This window comes from Flavobacterium johnsoniae UW101 (assembly GCF_000016645.1).
Lineage (GTDB): Bacteria > Bacteroidota > Bacteroidia > Flavobacteriales > Flavobacteriaceae > Flavobacterium > Flavobacterium johnsoniae.
The window spans coordinates 766794-785613 of the sequence record NC_009441.1; the positions used below are offsets into that span (position 1 = coordinate 766794).

14 protein-coding genes are annotated in these 18820 nt (G+C 32.7%); 4 read left to right on the forward strand and 10 right to left on the reverse strand.

All coding sequences use genetic code 11. From position 1 onward, the window contains the following. Positions 1 to 40: 40 nt before the first annotated feature. From FJOH_RS03665 to FJOH_RS03675, 3 genes are all read right to left on the reverse strand, one after another. A complete protein-coding gene (locus FJOH_RS03665; protein ID WP_012022788.1) occupies positions 41 to 3199 on the reverse strand; it encodes a UvrD-helicase domain-containing protein in 3159 nt (1052 codons plus the stop codon). A gap of 142 nt (positions 3200 to 3341) precedes the next feature. Continuing rightward, positions 3342 to 3941: a lipoprotein signal peptidase gene (locus tag FJOH_RS03670; protein ID WP_012022789.1), complete on the reverse strand. Its 600-nt coding sequence runs from the start codon at positions 3939 to 3941 to the stop codon at positions 3342 to 3344. Between the two features lie 121 nt (positions 3942 to 4062). Next, positions 4063 to 4269: a hypothetical protein gene (locus tag FJOH_RS03675; RefSeq protein ID WP_044047458.1), complete on the reverse strand. Its 207-nt coding sequence runs from the start codon at positions 4267 to 4269 to the stop codon at positions 4063 to 4065. Positions 4270 to 4449: 180 nt separating this feature from the next. On the opposite strand from FJOH_RS03675, the gene FJOH_RS03680 reads away from it, so the two are divergent. Further along, a complete protein-coding gene (locus FJOH_RS03680; protein WP_012022790.1) occupies positions 4450 to 4806 on the forward strand; it encodes a roadblock/LC7 domain-containing protein in 357 nt (118 codons plus the stop codon). Between the two features lie 35 nt (positions 4807 to 4841). After that, positions 4842 to 5222, forward strand: a complete 381-nt coding sequence (locus FJOH_RS03685) for a hypothetical protein (protein WP_012022791.1) — start codon at positions 4842 to 4844, stop codon at positions 5220 to 5222. 242 nt (positions 5223 to 5464) lie between these two features. Here FJOH_RS03685 and FJOH_RS03690 read toward each other — a convergent pair whose 3' ends face one another. The 6 genes from FJOH_RS03690 to gdhA form a co-directional block, all read right to left on the reverse strand. Next, entirely contained in the window at positions 5465 to 5845 is a 381-nt protein-coding gene (locus FJOH_RS03690; RefSeq protein WP_012022792.1) for a TraR/DksA family transcriptional regulator, read from the reverse strand. Positions 5846 to 5852: 7 nt separating this feature from the next. Next, positions 5853 to 9254, reverse strand: coding sequence for an isoleucine--tRNA ligase (gene ileS / locus FJOH_RS03695; protein WP_012022793.1), 3402 nt, complete (start codon positions 9252 to 9254; stop codon positions 5853 to 5855). Positions 9255 to 9480: 226 nt separating this feature from the next. Next, positions 9481 to 11073, reverse strand: a complete 1593-nt coding sequence (locus tag FJOH_RS03700) for a hypothetical protein (RefSeq protein ID WP_012022794.1) — start codon at positions 11071 to 11073, stop codon at positions 9481 to 9483. Between the two features lie 47 nt (positions 11074 to 11120). After that, entirely contained in the window at positions 11121 to 11834 is a 714-nt protein-coding gene (recO, locus tag FJOH_RS03705; protein WP_012022795.1) for a DNA repair protein RecO, read from the reverse strand. A gap of 40 nt (positions 11835 to 11874) precedes the next feature. After that, complete coding sequence (gene porZ / locus FJOH_RS03710) at positions 11875 to 14157, reverse strand: type IX secretion system anionic LPS delivery protein PorZ (protein WP_012022796.1); 2283 nt, start codon at positions 14155 to 14157, stop codon at positions 11875 to 11877. Positions 14158 to 14286: 129 nt separating this feature from the next. Continuing rightward, positions 14287 to 15630: an NADP-specific glutamate dehydrogenase gene (gdhA, locus tag FJOH_RS03715; RefSeq protein WP_012022797.1), complete on the reverse strand. Its 1344-nt coding sequence runs from the start codon at positions 15628 to 15630 to the stop codon at positions 14287 to 14289. Between the two features lie 324 nt (positions 15631 to 15954). On the opposite strand from gdhA, the gene FJOH_RS03720 reads away from it, so the two are divergent. Beyond that, positions 15955 to 16749 (forward strand): THC0290_0291 family protein, encoded by a 795-nt coding sequence (locus FJOH_RS03720; RefSeq protein ID WP_012022798.1) that lies wholly within the window; start codon positions 15955 to 15957, stop codon positions 16747 to 16749. A gap of 80 nt (positions 16750 to 16829) precedes the next feature. Here FJOH_RS03720 and FJOH_RS03725 read toward each other — a convergent pair whose 3' ends face one another. Then, complete coding sequence (locus FJOH_RS03725; RefSeq protein WP_012022799.1) at positions 16830 to 17972, reverse strand: cystathionine gamma-synthase; 1143 nt, start codon at positions 17970 to 17972, stop codon at positions 16830 to 16832. 104 nt (positions 17973 to 18076) lie between these two features. Here FJOH_RS03725 and FJOH_RS03730 point away from each other — a divergent pair, with 104 nt between their 5' ends. Then, on the forward strand, positions 18077 to 18820 hold the full coding sequence (locus FJOH_RS03730) for a DUF3298 and DUF4163 domain-containing protein (protein ID WP_012022800.1): 744 nt from the start codon (positions 18077 to 18079) through the stop codon (positions 18818 to 18820).

The following is an 18820-nucleotide window of genomic DNA, read 5'->3' on the forward strand; positions in this document are numbered from 1 at the left end:
AAAAAAGCCACATTATTTCTTTAACATCTGATTAATTTTTTCACAAATTTACCACTTCAATTTCCGACCCTATATATATCAAAGCTCTTTTTAACACTTTGTATCCTAAATCTTCAATTGCATCCTGATATTCTTGAATTTGCTTTTGATATTTTGAATTAAATGCTCCAGTTTTATAATCCAAGAGATAAGCCTCTTTATTGTTTGTCAGCACTACCCTGTCTGGTTTTAGAATTTTACCAGCTTTTTGCACAATAGTCTGCTCATTTAAAACTTTATGATTCCCATCAAAACAAATACTTAATTCAGGATGATTTACAATTTCTTTGAGCGTTTTTAAAACCATTTCAGATTGATCTATTGTTATCAAACCATTTTCTAATGCTTTTACTACCGCAAGATCAACATCTGATTTATCTTTAACGAAAGCCAGGATTTCATGCACAATATTTCCATACGAAATCGCTTCTTGCTGATGTGTTCCCCACATTAACGCTTCTCGCTGTGCAATTTTTATATTTTTGGGATTTAAAACTTCTTTTACAATTGGAATCGTTTTTACTAAATCAACTGTTTTTTCAGATTTTGAAAGTCTTATTTTGTTTCCAAATTCGTATTCTAACTTCTCAGAATCATAAATTCCTTTATGCATCAAATATTTAATAAAATAAGATGCCATATTATTGGGCATCTCACCGTCTTTTCTTTCTTTTAAAGATTGCGAAATAACATATAATTGTTCTTCGGCACGTGTTAATGCAACATACAAAACATTAATATTATCCAACAGCTCTTCTTGTTTTTTCAAATTAAAAACTATCGAAGCACTTTCTCCAAATCCTTCAACAGCACTGCTGTTATCAATCAAAGCTTTTGGAACTCCCAAATCTGTTTCTTCGGTATCGAGCCATAATTTATCTTTTGGTTTTCGATTATAATCCTCTTCTGCAAAAGGCATAATAACAACAGGAAACTCCAAACCTTTGGACTTGTGAATTGTCATAATTCGAACCGCATTATTTCCTTCTGGAGAAGGAATACTGAATTTCTCAGAATTCTTATCCCAAAAACTTAAAAAATCTGCCACACCAGCTTGATTTCGAATATCTCTTTCCAGAACGATATCCAAGAAAAACTGAACATAAGCATTTCCTTCTGATGGCAGAACAAACTTAGAAATGATTATTTCGACGGCTTCGTAAAGTGATTTTTTTCGAACATTTTCAAAAGAAAGAGAAACATCAAAAGTTAAAAGCCATTTTTCAAAATCTTCTTCAAATTTTTGAGCCATTCCCTGTGCAATAAAATCATGAACAGGCAATTCAATTTCTTTATTTTCAGCTAAAAAATGAAGAAAATTGGCTTTCGATTCTAAATCTGCATTGTTATTTAAATATCTCAGAAGATTTATAATCAAACGAACTTCAGTTGCATTTTTAATCATTAATGTTTCCGAAGATAAAAGCGGAATATTCTGTTCTGTTAAATAATTTGCAATTGCAATTCCCTGATCTCTTTTGCGGGTTAAAATTACAATATCTTTATATTCAAAACCTTCTCGAATTACTTTTTGAATTGTATTTAAGGTCGCTAAAACATATAAATCTGATTTTTCAATTACTTCTTCTTCATCTGCAAAATCTGATTTTTCGATTATCGGAAGAAACGAAATATTTACATAACCGCCTTTTTTTGAATTTGTATTTTGAAAGCTGTGATTTTCATACAAATCTTTATAATCTTCATTTGAAAACTCGGAAGAAATTAATTTAAAGAAAGCATTGTTAAATTCAATTACCTCGCTGTAACTTCTATAATTTGTATTTAAATGTTTAATTGCCTTATCAGGATTATTGAACGGGTTTACATCTTTGCTCAGCTCAATAAACTGCTCCGCTTTCCCGCCTCTCCAGCGATAAATAGATTGTTTTGGATCTCCAACAATCATTAAGGTTCCTTTATTCCCTAAATCATCCAGACCTGAAAGCGAGTTATCAATAAGCGGAATTAGATTCTGCCATTGCATTTCGGAAGTATCCTGAAATTCATCAATAAAAAAATGACGGTATCTTTCACCTAAACGCTCATAAATAAAAGGCGCAGGCTGATTCTGAATTTCGCGGTGAATAATCGCATTGAATTCTGAAATAGACAAAACATTTTGTTCTGATTGAATCTTCGCCAATTCATTGCTGACTGTATTCAGTAATGAAAGCGGTGTTATATTTTTTAGGAAGGCTTTATAAAAATCTCTTTTTTCAAAATTTTTATAGATTTTACTCAGTATTTGAAGTAAATCCGGAATTATATTTTCGATTAAAGATTTATCCTTAGCCGTTTTATTAATTGCAATATCATCAAATTCATGAAAGGTTTTATTGCGTGGATTAAATTTCCCGTCACGAATACTTTCAAGATGATTTGGGAAGGTCCCTCTTGAAAAAGATTTTAGATCGATTCCGTTTTTCTCGATTAAAGAAAGTGCTTCAATTGCAAATTGTTCGTTTTCAGATTCGAGTTCTTTGCACAAGGCCAGCATTTTCTTTTTAATTTCGACAAACTCCTCGATTGTCTTATCATTAAAATGAAGAATTTCATTTCGATTATTTTCATTCAAAACCAAACGTCCGGTTTCGAGAATTTCTCTCGAAATGTCCCAGCTTTTATCATCATCGGTTTTTTCCATCGTAAAATCGATCAGCAATTTAGTCAGCGTTTCGTCCTGACCAGCTTGAGCAATAATAGCATCAACAGCTTCAACCAATAAATTTTCAGTATCCAAAGTAACCTCAAAAGTCATTGGCAGATTCAGATCATGCGCAAAAGCCCGAATGACTTTGTGAGTAAATTTATCGATAGTAGAAATATCAAAAGCAGCATAATTGTGAATTAAATGCTTAATGATACTTTGAGATTTTACTTTTAACTGAATAATTGAAAGCCCGGTATCCCGAGATAAATCTTCCATTAAATCAACCGCTTTCGCAGAAGGCTCTTCTTTGGCAAATTCAGATAAACTCCCAACAATACGGCTTTTCATTTCATGAACTGCTTTGTTGGTAAAAGTTATGGCCAGAATATTACGATAAGCATCGTTTTTTGGAGAAGAAAGAATAATTTTCAGATATTCTTTAACCAAAGTATAGGTCTTTCCTGATCCTGCAGAAGCATCATAAATGGAAAAAGACGGACTTTGCATAATTCTGGTTTTTTGTATTGTAAAAATAGCACAATAAATATTTAAATCCCAATAATGAAAAATTCCAAATTCCAATACCTGTGTGCAATGAACACTTTCAAATATTGGAATTTGGAATTTATTTTTTGAATTTTAAAATAATTTATGCGTGTTTTGGAAATGCTCTTTTATTGAAAACCAGCAATATTCCAACTCCTGTTGAAATCGCCATATCGGCCACATTAAAAATAGCATTAAAGAACATAAAATGCTTTCCTCCAAAAATTGGAAGCCATGCTGGAAGATCACCTTCCCAGATTGGAAAATAAAACATATCTACCACCAAACCATGAAACCATGTTCCGTACGGATGCGGCGAAAAGATTGTAGCTAAATTATGTGTGCTGTCATCAAAAATTACTCCGTAAAAAACAGAATCAATGATATTACCGGCTGCACCGGCAAAAATTAAAGCAATAGAAACTATCAAATAAGTTGAATGACGTTTCTTAACAGAATCGGCTAACCAATATCCAATTCCGCATACTGCAAAGATTCTAAAGACAGTCAAAATTAGTTTACCATATTCTCCAGGTATTCTTGTCCCCCAGGCCATTCCTTCATTTTCGATAAAATGAATTCTGAACCAATCAAAAATCACCACTTCATCACCTAAAACAAAGTTTGTTTTTACATAGATTTTAGAAAGCTGATCAACAATTAAAACTAAAAATATAAGGAAATACGCTTTTCGTAATGACATTTTATGAATTTTTGATGCGCAAAAGTAACAATTAAATCAAAAAAAACGCTCCATTTGGAACGTTAATTGTTTTGTAATAAAACTAAATACAAACATTTTATTTTGCATTTAACTTTAAAATCTATTTTTTAGCAACTGTATTTGCCGGGCTGTCTGTAAAAAAATCCGATATAGATTTAAAAATACCTTTACTTGGTTTTCCGGCTGCAGCCCTCTTCGCTTCTGCCTTTTTTACCTCTGTTTTAAATTTAACTCGTAACTTTTCGAATTCCTTCAATCTGTGTTCGACGTCAGAATTCACATCTTTGAATTTCAATACTTTAGCCATAGTGTAAGTTTTTTAAGTAAAAAAATAAAATATTTAACGATTTGGTTTTACAATAATACATAATTTAATTTATATTTGTTAATAAAAATTAACACTTGTTTAGGACAAATCGCAACTACAACCTATAAAACCTTACCAAAAACGAACTAATTTTAACATTTCCCCAAACCTTACAAAAGTATGAATGAAATAACTACTATTCTAAACAATTTTTTGGTCGACACTAAAGCAAGCGCAGCTTTAATTTTAAACGGAAAAGGAAAACTAATCACTTCCTTAAATCTGGACTACAGCGACAGCATTGCAGCTATGAGCGCAGCAATTTTATCTATGAGCGAAAAATTTTTAATTGATCTGGAAAAAGGCGCTTTAAAACAACTTTACTTAAAAAGTTCCGATGGGGTTGTCGTCGGAAATAAAATAAGCGGTTCAAACTTCGTAATTGTTTTTTCAAAAGAAGGAAGCAACCTTGGCTTATTAATGCACTCTACCGATGAATTATCTGCAGAGCTAAGCAAAAATTCTTTATTAAAATAACATAATCTATTAACCACACCTAAACCCCAAAAACTATGAGTAACGACTTTTTAAACGTGTTTTTAAATGAAATGAAAACCAACGTAAACGGCTTTATAGCTGTAGCTGTAACAGAAATTGAGTCAGGATTAAGCTTTGGCAACATAACAGTTGACCCTGCTTTTGATCCTGAATTAGCTGCCGCTTACAACCTGGAAGTAGTAAAAGCAAAACTGAATGCTGTAAAAGCTTTAGGTTTAAATCAGGATATTGAAGATATCTTGATTACACTTTCAAACCAAATTCACATTATTGACATTTCACCAAACAAAAAGTTCATGATTTACCTTGCTGCAGATGCAAACAAAGCAAATCTTGGAATGACAAGAGCTGTTCTAAGAAAACACAAAGCTGATTTAGAAAAAAATCTTGCCTAAACCTAATTTTCAGTTTTAATTAGAATTGTCTTAAAAAAGACAGTTCTAATTAAAATATTTTTTCATCTTATTTCGACGACTTTTACTTTCTTACAAAAAGCATCTTTGCTTATTGTATTCACATTTATTGTTTGTAGTCAAGTTCTTTCAAAAGAGACAAAGCATTGATTCTTCTCAAACTCAACAAACATTAAACAAAAAAAAACGCCCCAAAAGGAGCGTTTATTTTTACTGAATTTTTATTATCTCTGCAAATTTTTAGCTTCGATGCTCATTGTTGCATGAGGAACGATTTTAAGCCTTTCTTTGCTGATTAATTTACCTGTTACTTTGCAAATACCGTAAGTTTTATTTTCTACACGGAAAAGCGCGTTTTTTAAATCACGGATAAACTTTTCTTGTCTAATAGCTAACTGAGAGTTTGCTTCTTTGGACATTGTTTCACTTCCTTCTTCAAAGGCTTTAAAAGTTGGAGATGTATCGTCTGTTCCGTTATTTAAATCATTCATATAAGCACTCTTGATCAAATCAAGATCTTCTTGCGCTTTTTTTATTTTTGCCTGGATTATTTCTTTGAACTCCGCTAAATCTGCGTCAGAGTATCTTGTAATTTCATCTATCATTTTATAACTATTTTGAAATTAATATCATTGTTTTAATATCATCAAACTCAATTTCTGTGCCGTTTTCTAAAGCGTCTGCAAAAACCAAATCATCTGTTAATGTTTCAGACTTAATATAGTCTTCATTTTTTAGAACGGCCTCTTCTAAATTACCGTCTCTTTTTATTTGAACTTTAATCTTATCAGTAACTTCAAATCCTGAATCTTTACGGATATTCTGAATTCTGTTTACTAATTCTCTCGCGATACCTTCATTTTTCAATTCCTCAGATATTGTGATGTCAAGTGCAACTGTAATTCCATTTGAATTTGCAACCAGCCATCCTTCGATATCCTGTGATGTTATTTCGACGTCTTCTAATGATAAAGTTACATTATTTCCAGAAATAACAATATCTAACGTTCCCTGCTTATCTAATTGATTAATCTGATCTGCAGAAAAACCTTGTATCTCCTTAGAAATCAAGCCCATGTCTTTTCCAAAACGCGGCCCAAGAGCTTTAAAATTAGGCTTAATCTGTTTCACTAAAATACCTGAAGCATCATCTAAAAGTTCGATTTCTTTCACGTTTACTTCGGCTTTTACAAGGTCAGAAATCGCCTCGATTTCAGCACGCTGATTGTCGTCAAGTACCGGAATCATTACCTTTTGCAGAGGCTGGCGAACTTTAATCATCTCTTTTTTACGCAGTGATAAAACCAAAGATGAGATCGTTTGCGCCTTCTGCATTTTGCTTTCCAACGTTTTATTAACAAAGTTTTCGACAAATTTCGGGAATTCAGCCAAGTGAACACTAGCAAAATCCTCGCTTCCCGTCGAAGTTGTTAAATCACGGTATAATTTATCCATAAAAAATGGAGCTACTGGAGCGCTTAATTTGCTGATCGTAAGCAAACAAGTATAAAGCGTTTGGTAAGCCGCAATTTTATCTTTTGCATATTCCCCTTTCCAGAAACGACGACGGCATAAACGAACGTACCAGTTACTTAAGTTTTCCTGAACGAAGTCAGAAATTGCTCTTGTCGCTTTTGTTGGCTCGTAATCTTCATAACATTCGTCAACAAATTTGATTAACGAATGTAATTCAGAAATAATCCATTGATCGATTTCTGGTCTTTCGTTTAACGGAATTTCAGCTTCTTCGTATTTAAATCCGTCGATGTTTGCATATAACGAGAAGAATGAATAGGTATTGTAAAGTGTTCCGAAGAATTTACGTTTAACCTCAGCAATTCCTTCAAGATCAAACTTCAAGTTATCCCACGGATTTGCATTCATAATCATATACCAGCGTGTAGCATCTGGACCGTTTTCTGCAATGGTTTTAAATGGGTCTATGGTATTTCCTTTACTCTTAGACATTTTAATTCCATTTTTATCTAAAACCAAACCATTAGAAACTACGTTTTTATAGGCTACTTTATCAAAAACCAAAGTTCCGATTGCATGCAAAGTATAGAACCATCCACGTGTTTGATCTACTCCTTCTGCAATGAAATTTGCTGGAAAATCTTTGTTATCATCAATTTTTTCTTTGTTTTCAAAAGGATAATGCCATTGTGCATAAGGCATTGCTCCAGAATCAAACCAAACGTCGATTAGATCACTTTCGCGCTTCATTGGCTTCCCTGAAGCTGAAACCAAAGTGATAGCATCAACAACATTTTTGTGCAAATCAATTAAATCATAATTTGATTCAGACATGTTTCCGATTTCAAAATCTTTAAACGGATTTTCTTTTTGAAAACCTGCTTCGATTGATTTTTCGATTGCATTGTACAATTCTTCAACAGAACCGATAATAACTTCTTCTGTTTTATCTTCTGTTCTCCAAATTGGCAAAGGAATACCCCAATATCTAGAACGAGATAAGTTCCAGTCGTTGGCATTTTTAAGCCAGTTTCCAAAACGTCCTTCACCAGTAGATTTAGGTTTCCAATTGATAGTTTCGTTCAGGTCGAACATTCTATCTTTTACATCGGTTACTTTGATGAACCATGAATCTAGAGGATAATATAATAACGGCTCATCAGTTCTCCAGCTGTGTGGATAACTGTGCACGTATTTTTCAACTTTAAATGCTTTGTTTTCTTCTTTAAGACGAATAGCAATTTCAACATCTACAGATTTCTCTGGAGCTTGTCCTGCATCGTAATATTCGTTTTTAACATATTTACCAGCCAAATCACCTACATGAGAAGTGAATTTTCCTTGTAAATCAACTAAAGGAACTGCTGTTCCGTTTTCGTCAAGAACCAACATTGGCGGCACTTCTGGTTTTGCTTCTTTTGCTACTTTAGCATCGTCTGCACCAAAAGTTGGAGCCGTATGCACAATTCCTGTTCCATCTTCTGTTGTAACAAAATCTCCAGAAATTACTCTAAATGCATTTTCAGCATTTTGATATGGCAATACGTAAGGCAATAATTGCTCGTAACGAATTTCTACTAAATCTGCTCCTTTTGCCTCAGTTAAGATTTTGTATGGAAGTTTTTTGTCGCCATTTTTCACATTGTCAAAATCAGCGTCGTCTTCACTTACGAAATATCCTTTTCCGAATTGTTTTCCAACTAAGTTTTTGGCCAAAATAACATTAATCGGCTCAAAAGTATATTGATTGAATGTTTTAACTAAAACATAATCGATTTTTGGACCAACTGTTAAAGCTGTATTTGATGGCAATGTCCAAGGAGTTGTCGTCCAAGCTAAAATGTGGATATCTCCAAAACCTTGTAAAAAGCTCGGAAGCGTTTCTGGCAAAGTTTTGAATTGCGCTACAATTGTAGTATCAGTTACATCTCTATAAGCGCCAGGTTGGTTTACTTCGTGAGAAGATAATCCAGTTCCTGCTTTTGGAGAATATGGCTGAATTGTGTATCCTTTATACAACAAACCTTTATCGTAGATTTGTTTCAAAAGCCACCAAACAGACTCCATATATTTTGGTTTATAAGTCACATACGGATCATCCATATCTACCCAATATCCCATTTTTTCGGTCAAATCATTCCATACGTCTGTATAACGCATAACGGTTTTTTTACACGCTTCGTTATATTCTTCAATAGAAATTGTTTTACCAATATCTTCTTTTGTAATTCCTAATTCTTTTTCGGTACCCAATTCTACAGGCAAACCGTGAGTATCCCATCCGGCTTTTCTTTTAACCTGAAAACCTTTTTGAGTTTTATATCTGCAAAAAATATCTTTAATCGCACGTGCCATTACGTGGTGAATTCCCGGTAATCCGTTTGCTGAAGGCGGACCTTCAAAAAATACGAAAGGCTCAGCACCTTCGCGAGTTGTTACACTCTTTTCAAATATATTTTCTTTCTTCCAAAAATCAAGAACTTCAGACGCTACCGCTGGTAAGTCAAGTCCTTTGTATTCAGTAAATTTTGTACTCATTTTATCCTTTTCTTAAACGAGGTGCGAAAGTAAGGAATTTTGAGGAAAATAGATAAAAGATGAAGGAAAAAAGACCATTTTGAACCAATTTATAACATAATTTTTAACAAATGCTAACGTTTTAAATGGTTTTAAAATAAAACAGAATAAAAATGGTTAAGATTTGAAACAAAAAAACTACAGCTGAAAACTGTAGTCCTTTTTTTATTTCATTTAAAATTAAGTTTTATTTACAAGCATCTAATGCTTCTACAAATTTCATCAACGAATTAAGATCGTTTTGAAATTCTGTTCCATTTGCCCTTGCAGCTAATTTTGGACAAGGCCTTGCGAGCTCAGCAAACTTAGATTTGGTATTCATCTGCCAGCCGACAGAACTTGTAGATGCACCAAAAGCTTCATTTTGTTTTTTTATGATTATCTCGCTATTTTGATATCCATATAACGAAATTGTTTTACCATTTAAAATCTCACGAACAAATCTAAAGACCGGTTTTGAACCTGCCCTTAAAGCTTCTTTGAAAGATACGGTTGAATAAAAATCATTTTCACGGATAACTAATCTTGTAACCTGATCTGCAAAATAAGTTTTGAAAATATGGTTATGATTTCCGTTTTCATCCGGAATACTTACTGAAATTTTTCGGTCTAGATTTTCTAATGCTCTTATTTTTGCATATCCGGAAACGGTATCATTTGTAGTCAGAATAAGAGAAACCAATTGGTATTTTGGATCGTTTTTCAGGAAATAATTAGGATCAAAATTAGCAACATCTACTTCTTCCTCTTTAACACCATTTGTTCGGGCTTCAACATCCATATGTCTGCTTGTAACCTGATTTACAGCAAAAATTTCTCTTAAACTTTCATTTTTAAGCTTCATGCTTTTTCCATCAGAAGCATCGTATTTATTTTCGATTAATTTATCGCACCAAATATCGGATTCATCCGGCATGTCTAAATAATGATAGATAACAGCCAGATTAAAATAGGCTTCGTATCGAAGTTTTCTATGTCTTCTTTCATCTTCAGCATAAGTCTTATCAATTCCTTTAAAGTATTCAATTACAGGTTCTAATTCTTTTTTTAAAGGAGCTACATCTTCATTATACTCCATTTTATTAAAAATTGCCTTTATGCTTGAAAGTGCTTTAACACTGCTGTCATATTCTGGATGCTTTTTAGAGTCTAAAATCCAGACATAATCTGATATCTGCTCCACACTATAACCATAGTCACGATTCAATCTTACATCCATACTTGAAGCAACGCGTGACAAATAGTTACTTCTTACTGCATACATCTCAACATCAATAAATTTTCGGGCATCATCAGGATTTGAAAATGAATTTTCTATTGTAAATGAATTTTCTAAACTATACTTTCTATTAAAGGATGCATCAGATGCACATTTAACAGAGAAACTTCCTAATTCTCGCACTTTAACTCCAGACACAAAAGAAACTTCAATTCTTTCTTTTCCATTTGAATCTTTTACTTTATTCTCAACTTTTCTTACTCCCAGCGGCAAAGTGATAGGATCCCATAAATCAACCGCAATTTCGAAGTAACCGCCTGAAGGCACATTTTTAAATCCATCTATAGAAAAATTATATTCCAAATTATCCTTGGCATCTTTAAACAAGGCAATACTAGTAGGATTAAGGGCTAAATGATAGGTTCTGTTTTTTCTATCTACAACCGGTTTTGGAGGAAGGTTTACATAAGATACATTAAAACTATACGGATCTAAATCAACAGATTGCGAAAAAACGGGGTTTATTAAAATAAGAAGTAAAAAAGTAATTATTCTTTTCATATAAATTTGTTTTGGTGTGCCAAATATATGAAAATCGGATACAGTTCTTAAGAAAAGATTTCTTTCAAAATATCCAGCGACTTAGGTTTTTTAAACCCATCTAAGTGAGCGCTGTAAAAATCAATTAAAACCCTAAGAAGTATCTGCCTTTCAACAACATGAAAGACTTTTTGACTGTTGTCAAATTTAAGATCAAGAAGTTTTTTAAGCAAATTGGTTTCATGTTCAGAAAGTGCTGTTGAAGTATGAAAGAGTGTAAAAATCCCTTCTTTCATTTCAAAATAAGGCAAATCAATTTCAGAAACATCTGGATAAAAACCAAGATATTTTGTGATTTCCAGAAGCAAAATCAAATGAAAATTAGAAATATCGTCATGGTGATCCAGCCAGGTTAAAGCAGTTTCTAAAAATACAAAAAGCGGTTCGTTTTTTTCTTCTTCCTGAATAGAATAATGAAGCATTTCAGACAAAAACATCACTATTGTGCTTTTAAAGATATCTGTATGAATGGTTTGAAAAGGAACTGCCGTTTTTATTTCTTTGAAGTTTTCCAAAGTCCCTTTGTTTTTATGGACGGCTTCGATTTCTAAAATAGATAATGGCTGAAAATACGCAATTTTCTGACTTGCTTTTCGACTTGAAAACGCATCTCGTACAAAATAAGATTTCAGTCCGTTTGAAAGCGTAAAACATTTTACAATCAGGCTTTTTTCCTGAAATTTTAATGATGAGATTACTATTGCTTTGGTTTTGATTTGCACAATTTTATATTGTAGATTGTAGATTATATAAAACTGAAAATTATCGAATAATCATAACCTTCTTAACCTTTGTTTCGCTGCCATCTTGTGCAGAAATAAAAATCATGTAAACACCTGACGATACTTTATATCTTCCAAAAGCAGTTGTATCCCACTCTATAGTTCCTCCATCTGAAGTTGTTTCGTAAACCAAATTCCCTTCAATATCTGTAATTTTGATATTAGCCTTATCAATTAGGCCGGCAACTTTTACAGTTCCAGAATAAGTTGGCCTAACCGGATTTGGATATACATATACATTATTTAAATCTTCATTAGCACCAGTTGCAATTCCTTTAAAAGAAATCATTCCTTTATTTGTTGCAATAAAAACTTCGCCGGTAGAACTGTTAATTTTAATATCATTTATAGTATTACTTGGCAGAGGAGAATTGTTAATTGTAAAATGATATTTTGTTTCCTGACCGTTTGGAGAAACCATAAAAATTCCTGAATCTACTGTACCAATCCATTTGTTGTTAGCACCGTCGACTACAATAGAAGTAATAAACTGTTCGTACATTAATTCCTGAGCCAGATTATCATCAATAATAATTATTGGATTTGCTTTTAGCTGACTGTCTGTTTGAAAATTTCCAACATTAGACAGAACCCTTAACCCTTTTGTTGTTCCAATCCAAAGCTGGTTTTTTGTATCAACTGCTACCGATCTAACATCAGCTGACGGCAGATTTCCTGTATCGGTTCCAGTAGTTATCTTTTTAAAAACATTACCATTTTCATTAAATGCAATTACACCGTCATTATAAGTTGAGATCCATTTTGTATTATTTTTATCAATAACAATATTGGCGTAATTATTACTTTCGGCATTATTTAAAATTGTACTTGTGGCATAACTTACCCAATCTCCGTTTGTTTTTAAAACTTTCAATCCGTTTTTGATACGGCTGTTGGTCACCCAAAGATTTCCTGATTTGTCAAAAGCAGTTCCATTTATACGAACATCGATATAAGTCGGCCCTTCAAAAGTAATTGACTCTAGACCACTGTTTTTTTCATTAAACAAATGATTGGGAATATCACTTTCTATTCGCAGCAATCCAGAGAAAAAAGAGCTTGCATAAACCTGCTTTTCATTATTTGGATTTACAATGACACGCGTAATTGACTTAGCATCATAAACTTCTGAATATGGAATATTTAACCATTTTGAGTTACTAAATTTACTTATCCCATAACTATCTAAGGAATAAGGATTATAATTAATATCATAATCTCCATAGACAGCCCAAAGTGAATTTGGCGAAGCATCAATTGAAAAAATATTATTGCGTATTGGACCATCGGGCGTATTGTTTTCAAAAGTTCCAATTCCTGAAAGTGCAGAAGAAAACAGACCTTTTTCTTTTGTTCCGATATAAATTACATCTCCTACAGCCGATGCACAGGAAAAAGTTAAATTAAGTTCTGGAAGCTGTGAGTTTACAATTTGACGGTTCAAAACCATCTGATTATTATAAACATAAGTGGTATTGGCAGTTGTAATAAATAAATTATGATTTACCACACGCATATCGACAGAAGGCTGTGGTAATTGTAAAAATCCAACAAAGGTACTTGAATTGAATCTATGTATATTTCCTGTTGAATTTACGGCAATCAATTCAGTATCCAATGCATTTATACCTGACCAATCTCCAGAGTTTACAACTGCCCATTGGCTAAAATCAATTAAATTTGGGTTTGTAATACTTGCTCTTCTAATACCACTGGAAGTCGCGGCAAAAATAAATCCGTTATAAAAAGCTGTTTGTTTAACACTTATCTCAGCTCCATTATCACCTATAAAATAAGTATCTCCAAATTGTAAAGTAGTCAAGTTAAACTGCACAATTCCAAAATCGCAGGAAACATATAATAAACCATTATGCTCTAAGAAATGATTTATCTTTTTAATACTTGTAGGTAATTGTTTATTAATGATGTCTACTTTTTTTATCACACTGCCGTCAGCCTCATTAATTACAGTCAACAGTCCGTTTTCGTAACCTGTAATTGTTTTTTTAAAAGCCTGGCTGTAATAAACCGCAGATATAGTTTGTCCGGAAAGACCATCAACGGTTGTGATTGTTTTTAAAGCATTTGAAGCTGAATTTTTAGAAAACAATGCATTTTCTGAAGCTGCATAAATCGTTGTTGAAGATTCTGAAATATCTTTTATTTCATTAAACGAAAAATAACCCTGCCACGACAATTGACCTTGAGCAAAGCCAAATTGAAATAAAAGGAAAAACAAAAAGCACAGAAATCTTTTTACCATTATTTGATATTTTCAGATAGACAAATATACTACAAACGACAGTATTTGTTTTTTGTTCTTTATAAATAAAAAAATGCTCTCGATTTATCTTTAGAGACAAATGAGAGCATTTTTCAATTGTAATTAATCTTAGACTACACCTTGTGCAAGCATAGCATCGGCAACTTTAACAAATCCGGCAATGTTGGCTCCTTTTACATAGTTAACATAACCATCTTCTTCTGCACCATATTTTTTACATTGGTTGTGAATTCCAACCATGATTTCTTTCAATCTTAAATCTACCTCTTCGCTTGTCCAGTTTAAACGAATAGAGTTTTGTGTCATTTCTAATCCAGATGCGGCAACACCACCTGCATTTGCTGCTTTTCCTGGAGCAAAAAGAACTTTATTATCTAAGAAAAGTTTAATGGCATCTAATGTAGAAGGCATATTAGCAGCTTCTGTTACACATAAAACACCATTATCGATTAGTTTTTTTGCGTCTTCTCCGGTCAATTCATTTTGAGTTGCACATGGAATAGCAATATCAACTTTTACTTCCCAAGGGCTTTTTCCTTTATGGAATACAGCTTTTGGATATTTTTCTAAATATCTTTCTGCTCTGTTATCACCAGTTGCTCTCATTTCAAGCATATGATCGATTTTTTCTCCAGAAATACCTTCTTCATCATAAATATAACCATCAGGACCAGAAAGAGTAACTACTTTTCCTCCTAATTCATTTACTTTTAAAGCAACTCCCCAAGCTACGTTTCCAAATCCTGAAATCGCAACTCTTTTACCTTTAATTTCGTGACCAATAGTACGAAGCATTTGATCTGTAAAATAAACAACTCCATAACCTGTAGCTTCTGGTCTAATTAATGAACCACCATAAGCAAGACCTTTTCCGGTTAATACTCCGGTAAATTCATTTCTAATTCTTTTATACTGACCAAATAAATAACCAATTTCTCTGGCACCCACTCCAATATCTCCGGCAGGAACATCAAGATCTGGACCAATATGACGGCATAACTCAGTCATAAATGACTGGCAGAAACGCATAATTTCACCATCAGATTTTCCTTCAGGATCAAAATCAGAACCTCCTTTTCCTCCACCCATTGGAAGAGTTGTCAAACTATTTTTAAAAACTTGTTCGAATGCCAAAAATTTCAAAACAGATAAATTTACTGTATGATGAAATCTAATTCCTCCTTTATATGGACCAATTGCAGAATTCATCTGGATTCTAAATCCTCTATTTACAATTATTTCTCCTTTATCGTCAACCCACGGAACTCTAAAAATTATAGATCTTTCAGGCTCAGCTATTCTTAAAAGTAAATTTTTTCCATCGTATTTTTTTCTTTCTGCAATAAATGGAATTACTGTTTCAGCAAATTCTCTAACGGCTTGAAGGAATTCTGGCTCATTTGGATTTTTTGACTCAACCAGAGCCATAAATTCATTTATTTTTTGTTCCATTTTTAAAATAAATTATTCAAATAATAGTTTTATACTTAATCGTTTAAATAAGAAAATACGTTTTAAGAAAACGTTTTCGTTACAACAGACAAAGATACATCAAAATGAATATGATTTGTTATTTTTTTTCGTTTTTGAGATAGAATTGTGTTATTTCTAAACAATGCCGAAAATACAATTTTTCCCTTCCGAATTTACATCAAATCATTACAGTTAAAGTCAGAAAATTAAGTGTTTTGTTACTAATTGTTTAATAGACGAATTTTATATTTTGTTTGGACTAGCTTTTTTATATATTTGCCAATATTTTGAAAGCCCCAGACAATGCGTAAACACCTATATACCACAATTTTCGCCTTATTTAGTTTATCGACAATTGCTACTGCACAAGCTAATCTTGCTCATGAGATTGGATTTTTTGCAGGACCCGTAACATTACAATCAGATTTTGGTGAAAGACACAATGTTGACACCAATGTTGGAAACGCTGGTTTTGGTTTTGGTGTAGCACATTGGTTAAACTTTTCAGCTGCCAATAACAGAGACCGTTATTTTCCTGAACATTTTAAAATTAGATCTGAATTATCTTTCAGCCGAACTAATTTGAGACATTTTGGTGAATGGGTAGAAAGAAAACCAGATGGATTATTTGCTCAGCAGTTAAAAAACATGAAAGGAACTTCAACTGTAATTGGACTTGGATCTCAATTAGAATTTTCTCCATTTAGAAGTATCCATAACTTTGAAAACTCTGTTGGAGGTATAAGCCCTTATTTTAGTGCAGGATTTATGGTTAGTTATTATTCTGCAAAATTAAATTCACGTTTAGGTGATATGTCACTTCCTAGCGTAACACCAGGAAAATACTTAACCCCTTCTGATGGACGTGCACATGGATTTTCAAGTGAAAATGGAATAACTGTAGCTGCAACTGCAGGTATTGGTGTACATTATAAATTGACCACAATGAGTGATTTAATGTTTGAAACAAAGTTTCAAATGTACAGCTCTGACTGGATTGACGGTTTAAATCCTAATAAAGACATTTACACAGAAAACAAATCAAATGACTGGCAGGTTTGGTTTAACTTTGGATACATTTATTATTTAGAATTCTAAAAAAATTACAACATAAAAAAATCCCAAATTCCATAATATAAGTTGGAATTTGGGATTTTTTATTTTTATAGAATTACATTTTATGCTAAAGCCTGCTCCAAATCAGCAATTAAGTCTTCTACATCTTCAATACCAACACTTAGTCGGACAAGATCATCAGTAATTCCTACTTCTGCTCTTTTATCTGCGGGAATCGATGCGTGTGTCATTAAAGCCGGGTGATTTGCTAATGACTCTACTCCGCCCAAAGATTCTGCTAAAGTAAACACCTTAAGCTTCTCTAAAAATGCAATAGAATCTTCTTTTTTGCCTGATTTAAAAGTAAAAGAAACCATTCCTCCAAAAGCTTTCATTTGTTTCTTAGCAATTTCATGAAACGGATGATTTTCTAATCCAGGATAATAAACTCTATTAATTTTAGGATGTTTACTTAAATATTCAACTACTTTTTCTCCATTTTCACAATGTCTTTGTACTCTTAAAGCTAAAGTTTTTATTCCTCTTAAAACCAAAAAACTATCCATTGGCCCTAAAGTTGCTCCAGTAGCAAATTGCTGAAAGTGCAATTGTTCTCCTAAGGCTTCATCTTTTACAATTAAAGCCCCAGCAATTACATCAGAATGTCCTCCTAAATATTTTGTTGCAGAATGCATAACGATATCAGCTCCTAGATCAAGCGGTTTTTGCAAATAAGGTGTTGCAAAAGTATTATCAACTGCAAACCAAATTTTATGTTCTTTAGTGATTTTCGCTACTTCAGCGATATCGGCTAATTTCATTAACGGGTTTGTAGGCGTTTCAACCCAAACTAATTTTGTGTTTTCGTTGATAAGTGATTTCAATTTTGCTAAATCTGTCATATCAACAAAATGAAACTTAATTCCTGAATCTTTATAAATTCTAGAAAACATACGGTAAGTTCCGCCGTACAAATCATCCATTGCAATAACTTCATCACCTGCTTTAAACGATCTTAAAATACAATCTGTTGCAGCTAAACCAGAAGAAAAAGCCAATCCGCGTGTACCATTTTCAATACTTGCCAAAGCTTCTTCTAAAGCTGTACGAGTTGGGTTTGAAGCCCTGCTGTATTCATAATCAGCCAGAGGTTTTCCCGGGCTTGTCTGAATAAAAGTTGAAGTTTGATATACTGGAGGCATAACAGCACCTGTACTTGGATCATGATGCTGGCCACCATGTATTACTTTTGTATTGAATTTCATATAGTTATAAATTTTATTTCCTTAATTCTTTTACAAATTTACCTTTTAATTTATTTTATCGGGATACAACTTCTTACCTTTGTAGATAATTAACACTTTTTGATATGAAAAATTACATATTTACAATCTTATTGTGTTTGATTTTTACAAGTTGCAAAAAAGAGCTTTCATTTGAGAATGAAACATTTGAAGAAAAATCTACTATTCCGTGCAAAAATGACTGTCCGGATATCACAATAGAAGTCCCAATTGCTAAAAATAAAAAGGTTGTTGCTGACAGTATAAACAAAAAGGTATTTACTGTCATAAAAGAAATTATATATTTTGGAGAAGATTCTACAAAAGTTAATGATTACAAATCATTATCAAAATCTTTTATTGCTTCTTATGAAGAAATGCACCAGAAATTTCCAAATGATACTTTTGGCTGGGAAGGAAAAATAACCGGAAATGTTGAGTTTGAATCAGAGCAGATTGTAAACATCAAAATAGATCATTACACTTTTACTGGTGGTGCTCACGGTTATCAAGGTTTTAGATCTTTATTATTTAACAGAAAAACAGGAAAATTCATTTTTAACAAAGACCTTTTTAAAAATGAGAAAGAATTTAAGGCTTTCGCCGAAAAAGAATTCAGAGCCAAGTATCACATTCCAGAAAAAGCAAATATAAATGCAACCGGACTGATGTTTGAAAATGATAAATTCCAATTATCTCAGAATATTTTTTACACTTCTGAAGGTTTGCTTTTATATTACAACTCTTATGAAGCAGCATCTTATGCAGATGGCCCAAAAGAAATCGTATTTCCATACGATAAAGTGAGCAAATATTTGAAATTTCAGTAA